The organism is Paenibacillus sp. FSL H8-0548, assembly GCF_038630985.1.
In the GTDB taxonomy this organism is placed as follows: Bacteria; Bacillota; Bacilli; order Paenibacillales; family Paenibacillaceae; genus Pristimantibacillus.
Map to the genome: position 1 here is coordinate 1,281,266 of NZ_CP152049.1, position 14,412 is coordinate 1,295,677.

General features: G+C 44.1%; 13 protein-coding genes. 12 read left to right on the plus strand and 1 reads right to left on the minus strand.

Annotated elements, in window-relative coordinates:
• Positions 1-36 precede the first annotated feature (36 nt).
• From MHI37_RS05315 to MHI37_RS05340, 6 genes are all read left to right on the plus strand, one after another.
• Entirely contained in the window at positions 37-267 is a 231-nt protein-coding gene (locus MHI37_RS05315) for a hypothetical protein (protein ID WP_076339395.1), read from the plus strand.
• A 195-nt stretch (positions 268-462) separates the two neighbouring features.
• Positions 463-3,882: an S-layer homology domain-containing protein gene (locus tag MHI37_RS05320; protein WP_342556537.1), complete on the plus strand. Its 3,420-nt coding sequence runs from the start codon at positions 463-465 to the stop codon at positions 3,880-3,882.
• Between the two features lie 130 nt (positions 3,883-4,012).
• Complete coding sequence (locus tag MHI37_RS05325) at positions 4,013-4,942, plus strand: polyprenyl synthetase family protein (RefSeq protein ID WP_076340036.1); 930 nt, start codon at positions 4,013-4,015, stop codon at positions 4,940-4,942.
• 130 nt (positions 4,943-5,072) lie between these two features.
• Positions 5,073-5,243 (plus strand): competence pheromone ComX, encoded by a 171-nt coding sequence (comX, locus tag MHI37_RS05330; protein ID WP_179090338.1) that lies wholly within the window; start codon positions 5,073-5,075, stop codon positions 5,241-5,243.
• A 32-nt stretch (positions 5,244-5,275) separates the two neighbouring features.
• Positions 5,276-7,672 (plus strand): ATP-binding protein, encoded by a 2,397-nt coding sequence (locus MHI37_RS05335; RefSeq protein WP_076340037.1) that lies wholly within the window; start codon positions 5,276-5,278, stop codon positions 7,670-7,672.
• Positions 7,650-8,300 carry a response regulator transcription factor gene (locus tag MHI37_RS05340; RefSeq protein ID WP_076340038.1) on the plus strand — a complete coding sequence of 217 codons (651 nt, stop codon included), beginning with the start codon at positions 7,650-7,652 and terminating at the stop codon, positions 8,298-8,300. The genes MHI37_RS05335 and MHI37_RS05340 overlap by 23 nt, the downstream gene beginning before the upstream one ends.
• Before the next feature lie 129 nt (positions 8,301-8,429).
• Here the strand turns inward: MHI37_RS05340 and MHI37_RS05345 are convergent, their stop codons facing one another.
• Entirely contained in the window at positions 8,430-10,364 is a 1,935-nt protein-coding gene (locus MHI37_RS05345; protein ID WP_076340039.1) for an ABC-F family ATP-binding cassette domain-containing protein, read from the minus strand.
• Between the two features lie 147 nt (positions 10,365-10,511).
• On the opposite strand from MHI37_RS05345, the gene MHI37_RS05350 reads away from it, so the two are divergent.
• The 6 genes from MHI37_RS05350 (at position 10,512) to tatC (ending at position 14,364) form a co-directional block, all read left to right on the plus strand.
• Complete coding sequence (locus MHI37_RS05350; protein WP_083676593.1) at positions 10,512-11,159, plus strand: 5-formyltetrahydrofolate cyclo-ligase; 648 nt, start codon at positions 10,512-10,514, stop codon at positions 11,157-11,159.
• Entirely contained in the window at positions 11,140-11,619 is a 480-nt protein-coding gene (gene moaC, locus MHI37_RS05355; RefSeq protein WP_076340040.1) for a cyclic pyranopterin monophosphate synthase MoaC, read from the plus strand. The genes MHI37_RS05350 and moaC overlap by 20 nt, the downstream gene beginning before the upstream one ends.
• A 27-nt stretch (positions 11,620-11,646) precedes the next feature.
• Complete coding sequence (locus MHI37_RS05360; protein ID WP_076340041.1) at positions 11,647-12,141, plus strand: MogA/MoaB family molybdenum cofactor biosynthesis protein; 495 nt, start codon at positions 11,647-11,649, stop codon at positions 12,139-12,141.
• Entirely contained in the window at positions 12,138-13,193 is a 1,056-nt protein-coding gene (locus tag MHI37_RS05365; RefSeq protein ID WP_076340042.1) for a molybdopterin-binding protein, read from the plus strand. The genes MHI37_RS05360 and MHI37_RS05365 overlap by 4 nt, the downstream gene beginning before the upstream one ends.
• Before the next feature lie 54 nt (positions 13,194-13,247).
• Positions 13,248-13,481 (plus strand): twin-arginine translocase TatA/TatE family subunit, encoded by a 234-nt coding sequence (tatA, locus tag MHI37_RS05370; protein WP_076340043.1) that lies wholly within the window; start codon positions 13,248-13,250, stop codon positions 13,479-13,481.
• A gap of 94 nt (positions 13,482-13,575) precedes the next feature.
• Positions 13,576-14,364, plus strand: coding sequence for a twin-arginine translocase subunit TatC (gene tatC / locus MHI37_RS05375; protein WP_076340045.1), 789 nt, complete (start codon positions 13,576-13,578; stop codon positions 14,362-14,364).
• The last annotated feature ends 48 nt before the right edge of the window (positions 14,365-14,412 follow it).

Below are 14,412 nucleotides of genomic sequence, written 5' to 3' on the forward strand. Positions count from 1 at the left end.
TCGCATACATAAACCTCAAGGAGGGCTTTTAAGTCAATGGATCATCGCGATCACATCGAAAGTCCGTCAGTCGAGCGCAGAAGATTACTAGAAAAGAGAATGGAGATGGTTGCTAATTTATTAAATCAAATAAATGAGGGGGATAGTAATAAAGAAGGTCAACAAGAAGGAAAGCGTAAACGGAAAAACGACTGTAACGGCATAATGACACTTAGATGGTTAGGACAGTTTGTAGGTGCGCTTCAGCGCATATTTTTGCATAGCTGACAAGAGGATTAATCTTTTTCTCCCCCAAATGGGGGATTTTTTTTTTTATAATAGTAGGTTAATCTAAAAAAATGCAAAATCGCTCGATAATTGTCAGAAATTCAGGGGAGAAGTAGGGATATTACTAGGTATTCGGGATCTCACCAGCTGCGGTTGTAACATTTTTAAAATAGGAATCAGGAGTGAGTTAATCGTATGGTAAAGAGGGAAATTCTAGGCGGTAGAATAGGTAAGTTTAGTCTAATGATCATGCTTTGTTTTACAATCATTTTCACATCAGTTGGAGCATTAATAGGTACTTCCGAGGTAGCTAATGCAGCTTTTGGGTTTGGCAAGGGAGAGGGAATTGCAGGTAATCCCTATATTATTTCCACGCCTGAGGAGCTAAATGCAATTCGTTTTTATCCTACTGCTCATTATATGCTTGGAAATGATATTGATTTAACGGAATTCCTTGCTGAAGGCGGCGCTGGTTACAATGGGGGCTCTTTTTGGGACCCAATCTATTTATTTACTGGGAAATTAGATGGTAATGGTTATATTGTAAGCGGCTTGAAAATTAATCGTACCGGTAACTACATCGGTTTTTTCAGTCAACCAGCTTCTGGTGCTGAGATAAAAAACATTGGTTTCGAAAATGTGGATGTATTCGGAAATGGTTTGTTTATAGGCGGCTTAGCAGGTGCTTTAGTCAATCCTTCAACTGCAATCATGAATAGCTATACTACAGGGAAAGTTTCAGGAATTAGCTATGTAGGAGGACTAGTAGGGTATCAGCGTGACAGCTCGATTATGAATAGCTATTCTTTAGCTGAAGTTGGTGGAGCCTCTTCCATAGGAGGTTTAGTAGGATATCAAGATTGGGGCTCGATATCCAATAGCTACGCTGCAGGTCTCATTACGAACAGTATGGAGGGCGGTTTAGTAGGGGCGAGCAATCAGGGAACATACGACCATAGCTTCTATGATAAAAAGTCCATAGCGATGGACAATGGTAAAGGAATAGCTAAAACAACGACTGAGATGCAAACAAAATCCACCTTTGAAGCCGAAGGCTGGGACTTTTTTGGGGTTTGGTATATGTCTGCTAATGAGTATCCTCAATTACGAATATTTGTTATTGCAGAGACCCCTGCTGCAAATCCGCCAGGCGGATCTATTGTAAATGGATCAACGGTGACAATTAGCAGTGGAACAGCAGGTGCAGCGATCTATTACACGACGAATGGCGATGAACCGACAACGAGCAGTACGCTGTATGAATCCAGTTCTCCTGTCATTATCGATGACGATCTGACGATTAAGGCGATTGCGATGTATACAGGAAAGATAGACAGTGAAGTTATGAGCAATAGTTATTCAATTATACGTGGGGAAGCACCTGTAACTGGGTCTTTGGAGAAGGGGACCGTCAGTGGAACAACGACATTGAAGGGTGTCACAGCTGCAATGGAGTACAAGGTCAATAGCGGCGAATATGTAAAGATTGACAATACTGCTGTTACTGATATCAGCATCAATGCAGGAGATAAAATCTATGTCCGATTAGCAGCAACCGAGCTGGCTCTAGCATCGTATGCACAGGTGCTGACGGCTGGGCTAGTTGATATTAAACCAGCATCAGCTCCGACATCTGCAAGCTTAGCCCAAGGGACGAACAGTGGATCAGCAAAGCTCAGCGGTGTAACAAATGTAATGGAGTACTCGCTTGATGGTGAGGATTACACATCGATCACAACAGGAAACACAATCGATAATATGGCTGTAAATGCAGGAGATTCGATTTATGTCCGAATCGCGGCAACGGTGCAACAGCCTGCATCAGATGTTCAAGTGCTGCAGGTCGGTTTAGCGGTTATTAAACCAGCAACAGCGCCGACAACTGCAAGCTTGGCTCCAGGAACGAGCAGTGGAACAACAAAGCTCAGCGGTGTTACGGATACAATGGAGTACTCGCTAGACGGTGAGGAATACACATTGATCACAACAGGAGCTTCAGTTGATAACATTAGTGTAAATGCAGAAGATTCGATTTACGTCCGGATCGTGGCAACGGTGCAACAGCCTGCGTCAGAGGCTCAAGAATTGACGGTTGCTCTGGCGAATATAAAGGCTGCATCAGCGCCGACAGCTGTAAGCTTGGCTCCAGGAACGAGCAGTGGAACAACAAAGCTCAGCGGTGTTACGGATACAATGGAGTACTCGCTAGACGGTGAGGATTACACATTGATCACAACAGGAGCTTCAGTTGATAACATTAGTGTAAATGCAGAAGATTCGATTTACGTCCGGATCGTGGCAACGGTGCAACAGCCTGCGTCAGAGGCTCAAGAATTGACGGTTGCTCTGGCAGATATAAAGGCTGCGTCAGCGCCGACAACTGCAAGCTTGGCTCCAGGTACGAGCAGTGGAACAACAAAGCTCAGCGGTGTTACGGATACAATGGAGTACTCGCTAGACGGTGAGGATTACACATTGATCACAACAGGAGCTTCAGTTGATAACATTAGTGTAAATGCAGGCGATTCAATCTACGTGCGAATCGCGGCAACAATGCAACAGCCAGCGTCGGATGTTCAAGTGTTAACGGTCGTTCTGTCGGACATCAAGTCGACACCAACGACACCAACGATACCAACACCAAGCGAAACTAAAGTAACCTCATCCAATGGTCAATTAACGATACCCAAAGGCAGTGCTGGTGAGGTTAGTTTGGAGGATTCTGCAATTGTAGTCTTCATACCAAGTGATGCTGCATCCAATGAGTTGAAATTAACAATTGAGAGAGTATCAGATACGAAGACTCTCCTTCCGAATAACGAAATATTGGTTTCTTCTGTATTCGAACTATTGAAAAATATTTCTGATGACTTTAAAAAACCGGTAACATTGACATTTACTTTCGATTCAAAAAATGTAAATAGCAACCAAAGAGTGGCTGTATTCTATTTTGATGAAGTGAAGAAGACTTGGGTGGAAATTGCCGGCGGAAAGATAAACGGAAACCGTATCACAGTGGAGGTTAATCATTTCACGAAATTTGCGGTGCTTTTGGTAGACCAAACTTCAAATGATGTTGATTTCAACGATATTTCCGGTTATTGGGCAGAGGACAGCATTAAACAAGCGGTAAGCAAGGGAATTGTTAAGGGGTATACGGATGGTTCATTCAAGCCGCGTAATTCCGTAACGCGTGCGGAATTTACTGTGATGCTGATGAATGCGCTGAAGCCTCAGACTTCGGGAATTGAGCTGACTTTCACAGATACAACGAAGATCGGAGCATGGGCACAGGGAGCTGTAGCACAAGCTGTACAAGCGGGTATTATTAATGGATACAGTGATGGTACTTTCCGTCCTAATGCAGAAATGACGCGCGCTGAGATGGCAGCTATGATCTCGAAGGCTATGGGCTTGTCTGTCGAAACAAATGCAGTAACTGACTTCGCGGATGACAAGGATATTCCTTCATGGGCGAAAAGTGCGGTAGCCGCAATTAAGAAGATTGGTCTGATAGAAGGTAAAGGCACTAATAAATTCGATCCAAATGCCATTACAACGCGTGCAGAGGCTGTAACGCTTCTATTAAAAATGTTGGCACAACAAAGCAACTAATCCCATTTGGGTTATTCTAGAGGCAGCTGCCCTTAGAGTAACCCTTTTTATTACAGCGATAAAGTCATTACGTGATTCGTTACAGATTCCATAGTATAATAGTGGAATATTGAATGGCGGAGGCTTGAAAGTGAATAATTGTATTCCACTCATTGCTCAGCAAATGCAAAGACTAGTTCAGCGTTATTTTACAGCTGAGCCTCTTTTACGTTATGCAGAGCTGTTTATAGAAGACAAGCTAAGAGAAACGATTCGATTTGGACAATTGACAGTGATCCATTATCAAATGTTTGGCGGCAAGAGCGATGAGCCATACGAGGCAGCGGCAGCGGTTGAGCTGTTTGTTTTGGCATCAGATATATTGGATGACCTGCAGGACCAGGATGCTCCAGATAAGCTTTGGATGCAAATACCTCAGCCTATTGCCATTCATGTCGCTACGGCGCTCCTGACGCTGTCTCAACAAGCGATGCTAGGCAGTACAGTGAATGATGAGATACGAATCGCACTTTTGGAAATGATGAATACCCAGCTGCTGCTGGCGGCAAATGGTCAAATGCTCGATTTGGCAAATGATATAACGGACGAGCAGTCATACTTAGAAATGGTTAAACTTAAATCAGCTACAATGCTCCAGCTTGCTTGCATGACTGGTGTGCTGCTGGCAGGCCAGCCATGGAATCCAATTGTTGCCGAATATGCAATGGAGATCGGAATGGCCGCCCAAATACAAAATGATCTCCGAGATTTACTGAGATGGGACGACAAGAGCGACCTTCTTAAGAAAAAGCGTACGATGCTGACGCTCTATTTAATAGAGTCGGAGGAAGAAGAGGATCAGTGGATCAAAGCCTATTTTCAGGGCGATATTTCTATGGAAGACATTCTATTAAAGCGAGAGCTTTTTCTCGAAACCTGCGAGAGATCGGGTACGATATTGTATGGATCAGTCATGAGTCGGATGCACTATAATCGATTTGAGGAGCTCTTGAATTCTATCCATGAGATAAGTCCCTGGAAACCGACTTTTTTATCTATAATAAATCAAGAAATTACATAATAACAAACCACGCAAAAGCCATTTCGGTAAATACGAATCACTTTTGCGTTTTCTGTTGAATACATTCCTGTTATAGTAGAGAAGTACCATGATTCCAAAAAAATAGTAGAAGAGATGCGGAGGAGTTAATATGTTAAAAGAAACGATTCGCCAATTGGTAAAAAGCACTGAGAAAATGTCAATGGCTATGGGTGGACAATTGCAAGTTGCAGGTGTTTCTGCGGCAGAACAAAAAGCTCTTCTTGGCGAACTGAAAAACAAAAACGAGAAAAACAGCGGCTACGCATACATGTGGAGCTAAGCTTTGATTAAGAGTGGAGGGAAGAGGGCAGCATGAGACCAACGCTATTGAACCGCAGCATCGCAATCCTCTTCCTAGCAGTATTTTTGGCTTCTCTCTTCTATTTAACCGCGGTAATCGTGAGAGTTCCATCGATAGGTGCAGTATTAATTAAGGAATCGGATGATCGCTATATCGTTAAATCAATTGAACCAGCCGGTCAGGCTGAAGTAAAAGGAATTCGGGTAGGTGACCAGATTCTTACGATTAACGGTGAGCCTGTCAATGAATTTAGAAATGTTATCAAATACAATTCAATTGAGAATGCAGATAATATTCTTTTATTACATAGAAATAATGTTCAACAGGAAATAGCCTTTGCAAAAGGCTGGACCGGTGATCATTCCCTCTGGGAGCTGCTGATACAATTGTATATCCCGGGAATATCGCTAGTTATTTTTTGTGCGTTCTCAGGGTTTTTATATGTAAAGCGCAGGAATGACAAGGCAGTGATTGTCCTCATTTTATTTTTTATTTCTATCGGGATTAGCTACTATAGCTCAGCTGCATCCTATCGAAGCGATCCAGTAGGAATTACAGTTATTTATGTTATACTGCCAACGATCCCCTTGCTATTCATGAGCTTCATGAATATTTACTTGCAAAGATTTGATGTCCAATTTATTAGCAAGCAAGTGCTTCAAGCACTATTTGGAGCGGTCGGGTTAGTCGGTATTGCGAGCTTGCTCTATATATGGACTGATCTATTTTCTATTAAAATGTATAGCTACGTCGAAATGGCCTTTAGCGGAACTGTGCTCTTAGGCAATTTAGTATGTGTAATTATGCTCATTCGCAAGTTTCTAAAACATCGTAAAACTAAGTTGAGTTCATTATTTACGATTACTTTAATTTCGCATCTAGTAGCATTTACTCCATTCACAGCCTTTAATTTGATTCCTCAAATTTTTGGGCAAAACCAGATTGTACCCGCTGCATTTACTGCTCTTTTCTTATTCGTTCTTCCGATCGTATATTTCTACTTATCAACTTCGAATCAATTATTTGATATTGATTTTATATTAACGAGATTTAAATACTATACGGCGCTTGCTTTCATTCCCGCTGTAATTGTAGCGGCACTTGTGGCGTTTGTATTGTTAGGGGAGAAAGATTCGTCATGGACGGCGTGGTTTGGCGTGTTTTTTGTCATCTACATCGGAATGACGTTGTTTTTATATGCAAAGGAGCAAATCGATCAACGCTTTAGGCCTAAGCTGTTTAAGGCGATGTATAGTTATCAGGATAGTCTTGATCGCTTCTCACGAAAAATTGCGAAAATTATGAAGCAAGGAGATTTGGAATCGGTTCTAAGACAAGAAATAGAAAGTCTTTTGCCCGTAAGCCGAATTACGTTCTTGCTTGTAGAGCAATCAGAGAACACTGTATATCCAATTGGAGACCATCCGGAAGAGCTCATTACTGCAGAGTTTTTGCTTGGTACAGTAAACTCTTTGCAGGTTGGGGAAATGATGGAATTGCCATATGGATTAGGACTAGTGATTGGACGCCAGCGTTCAAGATATCATATTCTGTGGATTGGACTGAAGACCAACCATACACGTTTCAACTCGGATGAATTGCGCTGGCTTAAGACAATGTCGAATTATTCAAGTATCGTATTCGAAAATCTATATCTCATTGAAGGTTTAATTGAGGATCTGGAGTCAGAGGTTCGCAAGGAGCAAACGACCTCTCCTTGGGTGCTTCGTCTTCTCTTCTGCTTATCAGAAAACGAAAGAAGGAAGCTTGCCGCGGATCTGCATGATTCAGCGCTGCAGGATCAGCTTCTTTGGTATAGAAAGCTCGAATCGATCATGATGGACCATCCGATTTCTTCCAGCTTGGAGCATGAGCTAGAGGAAATCAAAGAAGGGCTGCTTGATGTGATTCATCAAATTAGGGAAACCTGCAATGAGCTTCGGCCGCCGCTGCTGAAAGAAATGGGTGTGGTAGAAGCTGTGGAATCGATCATCGAGCATACTCAAATGCGAGTGAACTTTGCAGTCGAATTCCGTGCGAAATCGTTTATTAATCCGCTTAATGAAGAGCAAATTACCGCTATTTATCGAATCGTCCAGGAGCTGCTTCGTAATGCGGATAAGCATTCGCAGGCTAAATTAGTTATTCTTGAGCTTGAGCTGCGCAAAGGAATTATATATTTCCGATATAAAGATGACGGTGTTGGTATGGACGTCAATCAAATGAATGTTTCTTTTGAGCATATGGGCTTGTCAGGTATTAAAGAGCGGGTGACGGGTCTTGAAGGAGACATTTCATTTTATTCTCAGCACGGTAATGGCCTAGAGGTTGTTATTTTGCTGCCAGAGAAGATGACAACCGGCATATCGGAGAGGGGAATACCGCGTGATTCGTATCTTATTAGTTGATGATCACCCTTCTGTAGGAGAAGGGACAAAAACGATGATTGAACAAGATTCCGAGATGCTGGTATCTGTCGTTCTGTCGGCAATCGAGGCGCTGGATATCGTGCAAATCGAGCAATTTGATCTTATTTTATGTGATTTAAATATGCCCGGCATTAGTGGTTTGGAACTGACTAAGCGTCTTATTCAGCAGGATCCGGAGCGCAAAGTTATTATTTATTCTGGTTATGAAATTGGCTCGCATTTTAATTTGCTCATTGAATCTGGAGTATCCGGGTTTATTTCGAAGACGGTATCGAGAGAGCAATTGCACAATGCGATTCGATCCGCTATGAGAGGCGATACGGTCATTCCTATTTCTCTATTAAAACAGCTTAGACGGCATGAAGTGACGATTGGACGGACTGAAGTAGCTATAGAGGATGTATCTATCAATGAAAAAGAGCAGACGATATTACATGAGGTAGCTACAGGCGTGAGTAACAAGGAGCTGGCTGCTATGCTGCATGTGAGTCAAAGAAATGTCGAATATCAGCTAACGCGTATTTTTGATAAGCTTAATGTTCGCTCCCGTTCAGAAGCGATTAAAGAGGCACAGCGCTTAGGCTTAATCAGTTTAGAGCAATATTAGGCTTATAAGGGATGAATGATTCAAACGATGAATAAACGGCAGATCAAGGAGTGATCCTTAATCTGCCGTTTCGTATTTGAAGCTATAATTCGTTCAAGCAAGGAGGCTGCAGGACGACAGTGCCATCTATTACATGTATTGCTCCCATTCCTCATAAGATGCTGCTAAAGCAGCTTTTAGCTTCTCAATGGCAGCTTGAATTTCTTGAATGCGAATATAGTCATTAAAAATGGCTGGGTCGGCAAGCTGCTCTTCCCATTCCGTTATTTGCTGCTCAAGAGAGGCGATTTCTTGTTCCAATTGCTCAAGCTTGCGCTGCCGGGTGCGTTCATCACGCTTCGCTTGCTTGCTAGCCTCATAGGAGGTAACGGATGCATTGTCAGATATCGCAGCTGATTTCGAGCTGGAGGTCTGTTGTGACAGCGCTTCAAGCCGCGCTTCCTCGATTTCAGCTTTTTTCTCTATCATTTCGTCATAATTTCCTAGGAAATGATCCGTTCCTGACGGTTTCAGCTCGACAATTCGTTCTGCCATTTTGTTTAGGAAGTAACGGTCATGGGAAATGAAGAGCAAGGTTCCTTCATAATCAAGCAAGGCAGACTCAAGTACCTCTTTACTAAATAGATCGAGATGGTTGGTAGGCTCATCCAAAATAAGTACATTCGCTTGAGCAAGCATAAGCTTGGCTAAGGAAACACGGGCTTTCTCGCCGCCGCTAAGCGATGAAACACGCTTTAATACATCCTCGCCGCTGAATAAAAAGTTGCCAAGCACGGTACGGATGCGAGCTTCCTCCATATGGGAATAGCTGCCCCATACTTCTTCAAGCACCGTGTTTTGACCATTAAGCCGAGTTTGTTCTTGATCGTAGTAGCCGAGCTTAACATGCGTGCCGAATCGCACAGTACCTGAGGTAGGCTCGTTTTGACCGACAATAACTTTAAGCAAGGTTGATTTCCCGATTCCGTTAGGTCCAATTAACGCTACGGTCTCCCCGCGAGTAAGCTGAAAGGATACATTGCGGAAGATGGGGCTATCCTTGCCTGCAAAGGTAACGGAAACATCATTTACTGCAAGGACATCCTTACCGGTGGAGCGTTCAATTTCGAATGTGAAATGAGCTTTTTTTAGATCACCTTGAGGCTTGTCCAAACGATCCAATTTGTCGAGCGCCTTACGCCTGCTTTGAGCACGCTTAGTTGTTGAAGCGCGGACCAAATTTCGCTGAACGAACTGCTCCATCTTTGAAATTTCGTCCTGCTGCTTCTCAAATTGCCGCATATTGATCTCGTATTCTGCAGACTTAAGCTCCATATAGCGGCTATAGTTGCCTGTGTAACGCTTGGAGGTATGACGTTCAATTTCAATAATCGTTTGCGCAAGCGCATCAAGAAAATACCGATCATGCGAAACAACAAGAATTGCACCGGAATAACCGCGCAAATAGGATTCCAACCAGGTTAATGTCTCAATATCGAGATAGTTGGTAGGCTCATCGAGCATGAGCAATTCTGGCGCTTGCAGTAAAATACGAGCTAAAGCGAGCCGTGTTTTCTGACCTCCGCTTAAGGTTGAAATTAAGGTGTCAGGGGGGAAGCTTGCAAAGCCCATCCCATGCAGGACGCTGTTAATACGGGTATTCATTTCGAAACCGCCCTGCTCGCGAAACCAATCCGAACGCTTAGCATAACGATCGAGCGTGTCAGCATATCGTTTCTCATCTTCATGAAGGACAGGATCAGCGATCTTGATCTCAAGCTCGCGAAGCTCTTGTTCAGCTTCAATTAAATGGGCAAATACAGCGCGCATTTCAGCTTCGATCGTTCGATTAGATTGCAATCCGCTATTCTGTGCAAGATAGCCGATCTTTGTTTCTTTTGCTTTATGGATTGCGCCTGAATCAGCAGACATTTCACCTGCGATTATTTTTAGCAGTGTAGATTTACCAGCACCATTTACGCCGACTAAGCCGATTCGTTCTCGTTCTTGAACCTGCATGGAAATATTCGATAATACGACATTGACGCCGTAGCTCTTTGTTACATTGGAAACCTGAAGCAGCATTTTGAAACCTCCAACAAATAATTGTAAATAACGAATGCTTTCACTACTCCATAGTGTACCATAAACGAGCGCTGGCATTGGCGAAAGTTGCATAACAGTGGTAAACTACTATTAATGAAAGAAAATGCTGAGAAGCAGAATAGGTGAATGCTTTTGGTTGAAATGAATCCAATTGAAGATAAAACATACATACGTAAACAAATGGCTATTCGTCGCAACAGCCTGCCCTCAGAGCAGCGGGAAATATGGTCTGCATCTGCGTGCGCGAAAGCGCAAATGTTGCTCGAGAGCCTGCCTTCAAATAGTTTTATGGCGTATGCTGCGTTTCGCAGCGAGCTTGATTTATCGACTCTAATAGAATGGGGATGGCGCAGCGGTCGTCATGTCATTGTGCCTAGATGCATAGCAGCCGATCGTTCCATGACGCTGCATTATTTGCGAAGCTGGGAGGAGCTAATGCCCGGTGCATATGGCATTATGGAGCCAAATCCGGCGTTAACACCACCAATCGAGGCAGGTTATGTGCCTGAGGTTGTACTAGTTCCAGGGCTTGCCTTTGATCAGCAGGGCGGCCGACTAGGCTATGGAGGGGGCTATTATGATCGATTTGCCGAGGTTATCCATAGCATAACAATTGAATCGGTAAGACCCTTATGGCTCGGAATGTCGTTTGAAGCACAGCTTATTGCAGGAGCTCCTCGCGAGCCGCATGATATAGTAATGGATGGCATTATTACCGAGCAGGACGTTTACTTGCAAAGGAGGAGAGATACAGGTGGAGCTGACACATTTTAACGAGCAGGGCCGAGCACGGATGGTAGATATTTCTGATAAGGAAATCACTTCACGCAAGGCTGTTGCTCAAACCAAGGTCATTATGAGCCCGGATACTTTAGCACAAATAAAGGCAGGAAAGGTCGGGAAAGGCGACGTGCTCGCCGTTGCTCAGGTTGCTGCAGTGATGGCGGCCAAGAAAACGGCAGATTGGATTCCAATGTGCCATCCTCTTCCGCTCACAGGCATAAATATAATTTTCAGCGATAATGGGACGGATGAGCTTTACATAGAGGGCACTGTAAAGACAACTGGGAAAACCGGCGTGGAGATGGAGGCACTTACGGCTGTATCAGCTGCTGCGCTAACGGTTTATGACATGTGCAAGGCATTGCAGAAGGATATGGTTATTGGGCCAACGCTGTTGGTTTCCAAAACGGGCGGCAAGAGCGGAGATTATCAAATTTCGTCAAGCCCATGAGTGGAATTGGGATGGGAGGAATGGTCAATGCGGTGGAAGGTAGCGATATTAACGGCAAGCGATAAAGGCTCTCGCGGCGAGCGTGAGGATACGAGCGCTCAGGTTATTCGCGAGCTTATTGAGGAAGAGCTCGGCGGAGAAATTGTGGATTACAGAATCGTTCCGGATGAGAAGGATGAGATTATGGCTGCGCTTATCGAAATGACGGAATATTTCCATGCGGATCTTGTATTAACAACGGGTGGAACGGGACTTGCCCTGCGGGATGTAACGCCGGAGGCAACGCTGAAGGTCATTGATCGAGCAGTTCCAGGCCTTGCAGAGGCTATGCGGATGGGGGCACTTCAGAAAACAAGACGAGCGATGCTGTCCCGTGGCGTTTGTGGCATTCGAGGGAGCTCGCTCATCGTAAACCTGCCAGGGAGCCCGAAGGGCGTACATGAGAGCTTGATGGCGATTATGGATCAATTGCCGCATGCACTGGGCATTTTATCCGGACAGCTGGGGGAGCATAACTTATGAGTCATAATGAACAGCATGCAGCGGACGGAATCGAGCACCACGGCACTACGGTGCTAAGAGAAGTATCCGTGTATGAAGCCATCGGACTGCGGCTGGCGCATGATTTGACGCGTATTATCCCAGGTGAGTTTAAGGGCAGATTGTTCAAAAGAGGTCATGTGGTGCAGGAAGCGGATATTCCTAATCTGCTTGATATTGGCAAGGAGCATATCTACGTCATGGAGCTTGGCGAGAATGAGCTTCATGAGGATGATGCTGCCATTCGTATGGCAAAAGCGTTATATGATGATGAGCTCATCTTATCTGAGCCGCATGAGGGAAAAGTGAGTATTAAATCAGGCATGCTTGGTTTAGCAGCGATCGATAAGAGCTTTGTTGATGCAATCAATGAGCTTGGGGAAATTGCACTAGCTACCATCAAGACCAATACGGTCGTTATACCAGGACAACAGCTTGCAGCAACGAGAGCCATTCCACTTGTTGTGCCAAAGGCTAAGGTCGAAGCGGTAGAACGATTCGCTGCGGAATTCCGTCAATCTCATGCCGGTGCGTCACCGCTTCACGTAAGGCCCTTCCGAAAGTTTCGGGTGGGGCTGTTAACAACTGGCGGTGAGGTTTTTAACGGAAGAATCGCGGATAAATTCGGGCCGGCTGTTAGAAGCAAGCTTGAGGCATTGGGCTCTGAGGTAGGGGAGCAGAGATTTGCACCAGACGATAGACAAACAATTGTCAAGGAAATATACTATTTGCTAGAACAACGGTATGATATGATACTAGTAACTGGCGGAATGTCGGTTGATCCCGATGATCGTACACCAGGCGCGATTAAAGATTCTGGAGCCAATATTGTAAGCTATGGTACGCCAATGCTGCCAGGCTCAATGCTGCTCATTGGATATTTGAATGGCGTGCCGATTATGGGCTTGCCGGGCTGTGTGATGCATGATCCTTACACGTCTTTCGATGTGCTATTGCCTCGTATTTTGGCAGGGGACACGATTGTTCGTGAAGATATTGTGAGCTTAGGATACGGTGGATTGAATAGCTGTTAGGATATAAAGCTTGCGAGATATCCATATTTCGTAAAGCATGGAGGAGGTAAAGAGATGTCAGGAATAGGTGCAACAGGAATTATATTGCTCGTATTGGTTGCTTTGCTGCTGTTTGGACCGAACAAGCTGCCAGAGCTGGGACGTGCTTTTGGACGGACGCTTCGTGAATTCAAAGCAGGAGCAAGAGATATGATGGACGATGACGATCGCAAGGATAAGGAAACAAGTCGTGTTGAAGTGAATCGTGCAGAAAATAGTGATAAAGACAATAAGCGGCTTCCGGACTAATCGGGCCCGCTTTTTTCTTGAATAAAAGGCTTCAAATGGCAAGCGAAGGAGGTGCATGCAGGTGGGAACGGAAGCAAAAAACAAATCAGAGCAGATGTCACGTAAGGGACTTCTTCGCGAAGAGGGGCTTATGCCGCTTCTTGAGCATCTTGGGGAGCTGCGAAAGCGAGTGTTCTACGTGTTAATTATATTAGTCATAGGCTTAGTGATTGGAATTATTTTCGCTCAGCCAGCTTATAATTTTTTGATGAGTCAAAAGCCAGCGAATACGATTTCTTTACATACGTTTTCACTTTGGGACGGAATTGGCATGTATATGAAATTTGCGTTCGTCATCGCCTTGATTTTAGCAATGCCTGTTATTGCGTATCAGCTTTGGGCGTTCGTGAAGCCTGCGCTTCGCAAAAATGAGCAGCGGTCTACGCTAAAATATGTGCCGTTCGCACTTATTATGTTTTTGACGGGGCTGGCATTTTCTTATTTCGTCGTGTTTCCACTAGCCTTCAATTTTACAAGAACAGTCTCACAGCATTTGAATTTAGAGGAAACGTACGGTATTGCGCAATACTTTACGTTTATGTTCAATTTATTAATACCGATAGCTCTTCTTTTCGAGCTTCCGCTTGTTATTATGTTTTTGACTGCCATTCGGCTTGTAAATCCGAAGCGGCTTCGGAAGATGCGGCGCTTTGCTTATTTCGTTATGGTGTTTATCGGTGTTCTTATTACACCGCCAGACTTCATATCGGATATTTTAGTGGCTATCCCATTAATCATTCTTTATGAATTCAGTGTATTTCTATCCGGTGCCGTACATAAAAAACAACTCGCAGCAGATGAGAAGTGGGAAGCTGAATACGGTGAATCGTTGAATAAGGCATAGAAGGAGAAGAGGAATTCCTCTTCTTCTTTTTTTTATTGTTTAGGAAAT

Bases quoted from the DNA above. Each gene is read 5' to 3' on its own strand.
- MHI37_RS05365 (WP_076340042.1), top strand. From the start codon at position 12,138: ATGAGTCATAATGAACAGCATGCAGCGGACGGAATCGAGCACCACGGC.
- MHI37_RS05345 (WP_076340039.1), bottom strand. From the start codon at position 10,364: ATGCTGCTTCAGGTTTCCAATGTAACAAAGAGCTACGGCGTCAATGTC.
- MHI37_RS05360 (WP_076340041.1), top strand. From the start codon at position 11,647: ATGCGGTGGAAGGTAGCGATATTAACGGCAAGCGATAAAGGCTCTCGC.
- MHI37_RS05350 (WP_083676593.1), top strand. From the start codon at position 10,512: ATGCTTTTGGTTGAAATGAATCCAATTGAAGATAAAACATACATACGT.
- MHI37_RS05335 (WP_076340037.1), top strand. From the start codon at position 5,276: ATGAGACCAACGCTATTGAACCGCAGCATCGCAATCCTCTTCCTAGCA.
- MHI37_RS05315 (WP_076339395.1), top strand. From the start codon at position 37: ATGGATCATCGCGATCACATCGAAAGTCCGTCAGTCGAGCGCAGAAGA.
- comX (WP_179090338.1), top strand. From the start codon at position 5,073: ATGTTAAAAGAAACGATTCGCCAATTGGTAAAAAGCACTGAGAAAATG.
- MHI37_RS05320 (WP_342556537.1), top strand. From the start codon at position 463: ATGGTAAAGAGGGAAATTCTAGGCGGTAGAATAGGTAAGTTTAGTCTA.
- tatC (WP_076340045.1), top strand. From the start codon at position 13,576: ATGTCACGTAAGGGACTTCTTCGCGAAGAGGGGCTTATGCCGCTTCTT.
- tatA (WP_076340043.1), top strand. From the start codon at position 13,248: ATGTCAGGAATAGGTGCAACAGGAATTATATTGCTCGTATTGGTTGCT.